Here is a 3,226-nt window from a genome sequence, read left to right as displayed (position 1 = left end):
GGGGCGCCGCAGTGAAGCTCCACAGCCGGTCCCCCTCGCTGTGGCGCTCTTCGATCTCCACGCCGCTGGTCTGACCCAGTGCGGCCGCCGCCAGGACGTCGTGGAGGGACTTGTCCGTCTCTGACCGAAGCGGGGGGTAGTGTGCCCCGACCTCGCAGCGATGGCCCAGGACCCGCAGGGCGAGGGCGCTGTACCCCTGAGAGGCGTAGATCAGCGTGCCCTCCCGATCCACAACGCAACAGAGCAGCCCCGGACAGCAGTCCAGAACGCGGCTCCACTCGCCGCGCTCCCATCCGTCCTCCGGCTGCTCCCGGAGGTTCACCCACTCCGTCACGTCCACGCCGACGACCTGGAGGGCGGGTTCGCCCCGGACGTCCATCGCGGAAAACTCCGTGTCCATCCAGATTCCGGTCCCATCCGGGCGCGCCAGGGGCACCACCGCGGCCACGGGCTCTTTCATGGCGTCGCGCAGCAGGCCGCGCATCGTCTCGATCTGTCCCAGGGGGCAGCGCGACAGAAGGCTTACCGGCGCGCCCCCTTCGGGGTCCCGCCCCAGAAAGATCTGCATCCCGCGGTTCATGAACAGAAACGCGCCCCTCACGTCCACGAAGGCGTACAAAAAGGCTCCGCTGTCCGCCAGTCCCCGGTAGAGTCGATCCAGGTCCTCAAACGCTGCGGCGTCGAGTTCGTACCGCTCCCTCATCCGCTCCAACTCCTGAACGCGGCGGTGGAGACCACGGTCGTCGTCCGACGCCAGGTTCGCCGGACCCTTCGCCGCCCTCGATCGGGCGGGGTCGATCCCTCTGTCTGCCATGAGAGCACCCTTCCTTCCCGTCGGGACCGCCCGCGCGGGCGGTCCCGCTCACGCGATTCCTGATGCCGGAGCCTGCGCTCCCGGCCGTCAACCCCTTGCCGAGGACAGGGCCGACAGCGCCCGAAGCAGGGCCTCGCGGCGCGGCCCGTCCAGCTCGCGCCCGCCGTAGAACACGGCGGAGAGGCCCAGGGCGAAGTCGAGAGCGTTCGCCCTCAGCGGCTCCGGCAGGGCCCATGCAAACTCCAGGAGCCCCACGCAGGGGGAGCGCACGAAGCCGCGACGGGCCATGAGGCGATCAAACCGGCGGAGCAGGGCGGTCCGCTCGTCGCGGTGCGCGTAGCGCCATACCCCCCAGCCGCCGGCCAACGCCAGGACCGCCGCCCCCAGCGCGAAGGCTGCGCGAGAGGCCCCCCGCCCCGCACCGTCCGCAAAGCCTCCCATGGAGGGGAGGGCAGCGCGCGGGTTCCTCAGGAGGGAGCGCAGCGCCCCAACCCATTGCGCCTGCTGGCTGCCGCCATAGGCCACGAAATAACGGTTCCACTGATAGTCCAGGTAGTCCCAGAACTCGCCCCAACCGCCGCCCGAGACGAGGACCGCCGCGTCCGCTTCATCCTCCAGCGCCGTCGGCGTCGGGTCCAGGCGAATCCAGGCGCGGCTCGACCGATCCCAGGCCTCCACCCAGACGTGAGCGTTCAGGTCCCTCACCGAGTAGAAGCCGCCGGTGCGGTTGTAGTCGCCGCCGCGGTAGCCCCCCACCAGTCGGGCGGGGACGCCCAGCATCCGCAGCATCACACCGGCTGCCGACGCGAAGTACTCGCAGTTGCCGCGCTTCAGACGGAGCAGAAAGTCCTCGAGCGCGTTCCGTCCCTGCGCCAGGCTCCTCAGCGTCCACCGGTACTCTCCGCCCGACAGCCGCGCAATGACGGCCTCCATCTTCTCCCGATCCTCCTCCGCCCCACCCGCGATCTCCTCCGCAAGGCGGCGAACGGCCGGGGAATACCCCTCCGGCAGCTGAAGGTAGAGGGCCTCGTCCCGCGGCGTCAAGCTGCCGCCGCCCGCCGGATCGAGGGCGGACTCCGCCTCGTAGCGCGCTCCATTGAAGGAGCGACGCGCGTAGGTCCCGTTGCCCAGGTCCAGGGCCTCAGTCCCCCAAAGGGCCACCGGCCGGTCCAAAGTGAACAGCCAGCGGTGTCCGCCGGGCTCCAGCTGGATCGAGTAGCGCAGGTTCCCCCCGCCGGAGGTCGGGACGTCCCAGCCGCCGCGGCGCCCCGCCAGGTTGACAGTCCAGGTGTCCCCGGTGAACAGGGACAGCACCACGCCGCGCCAGTAGGGCGTTCGAGGCGCGATGTCCCGCACCTCCGCCCGAAAGGCCAGGCGTCCGCTCTCCTGAATTTGGCCCACGTCCCCCAGGGTGAGCTGATCCGAGAAACCCGTCGTCGCGCCGAGCCCGCCCTGCGCGATGCGAAAGGGGCTTCGAAAGCGCGGCGCCGCGAAGAAGAGCAGGAGGCACAGGGGCAGCATCACGAGGAACATGCCCAGGGCGCGGACGAAAAGGCCTTTCACGTCGCTCCAGCCGAGGCGCGCATCCGGCTCCCGGCGCATCCAGGCCGACAGCATCAGGATCATGGAGCCCGCAAGCCCCATGCCGACGCAGACCGTCATGAAGACGCGCTCGATGGACAGGACGGCGTAGATGACGACGGCGGCCAGCAGGATGATGACCACCTGGACGTACTCGCGCGGCCCGCGCTTCTCGTACACGCGGAGGAGGAACAGGAGAAGGGTCGCCTCGAGCAGCGGCTCCGCCGCATAGCGCAGCGATATCTGCCCCAGGATGGGGATCAGCAGCAGGAGCGTCGCCGTGAAGATGACGAAGCCCGGCGGCCGGGGCAGGTCCAGAAAGGAGGCGGCTCCCACTGTCGCCAGGCCCAGCAGGAAGGCCCAGCCCGCAGCTGCGCTGACGCCGTCCCGCGCCATCGCGAAGCACATCAGCCCGCAGACTGGAAGCAGGAGGTCCAGATAGAACCGGATGGGGCGCGTCCGGGGGACGCCAACCGCGGCAGGGCTCGTCATCGCGCCGCCCCCTCGTAGAGGGCCAGCCGCCGCAGGAGGGCGAGGCGGTTCTGCCGGCCTGCGGCCGGCGGAAAAAGCGTCCCCCGATCCATCATACCGATGGGTGCGCTTTCGCGCTCCGCCTGCAGGATCCGTCCCGCCGCCGCGGACAGGCCGTGCTCCAGCCCGTCCCGCACCAACCCGTCCAGGTCGATCACCAGGCCCACGGGCGCCTCCCCCTCAAGGAGGCGCGTGCTCAGCTTCCCCGTGCGGGCCGTGATCTTCCAGTGCACGCGGTTTACGGGGTCTCCCGTCTGATACGGCCTAACCCCCGCTGCGTCGGAGGCGTCGTCGCTCCGG

3 protein-coding genes are annotated in these 3,226 nt (G+C 70.4%); all 3 read right to left on the bottom strand.

Annotation, left to right across the window (positions count from 1 at the left end):
* Positions 1–814: hypothetical protein (locus SY1_RS12090; RefSeq protein ID WP_208873899.1), on the bottom strand; the 814-nt coding region annotated here is incomplete at its 3' end.
* Between the two features lie 87 nt (positions 815–901).
* Entirely contained in the window at positions 902–2,887 is a 1,986-nt protein-coding gene (locus SY1_RS12085) for a transglutaminase TgpA family protein (protein ID WP_015557195.1), read from the bottom strand.
* The coding region (locus tag SY1_RS12080) for a DUF58 domain-containing protein (RefSeq protein ID WP_208873898.1) at positions 2,884–3,226 on the bottom strand (343 nt) is incomplete at its 5' end. The genes SY1_RS12080 and SY1_RS12085, both read right to left, overlap by 4 nt.

Origin of the sequence: Fretibacterium fastidiosum (genome assembly GCF_000210715.1) — a bacterium.
Lineage (GTDB): Bacteria > Synergistota > Synergistia > Synergistales > Aminobacteriaceae > Fretibacterium > Fretibacterium fastidiosum.
This window is presented reverse-complemented; position numbering and strand designations above follow the sequence as displayed.

Coding starts and splice junctions, on each gene's coding strand:
- SY1_RS12085 (WP_015557195.1), bottom strand. CDS start 2,887: ATGACGAGCCCTGCCGCGGTTGGCGTCCCCCGGACGCGCCCCATCCGG.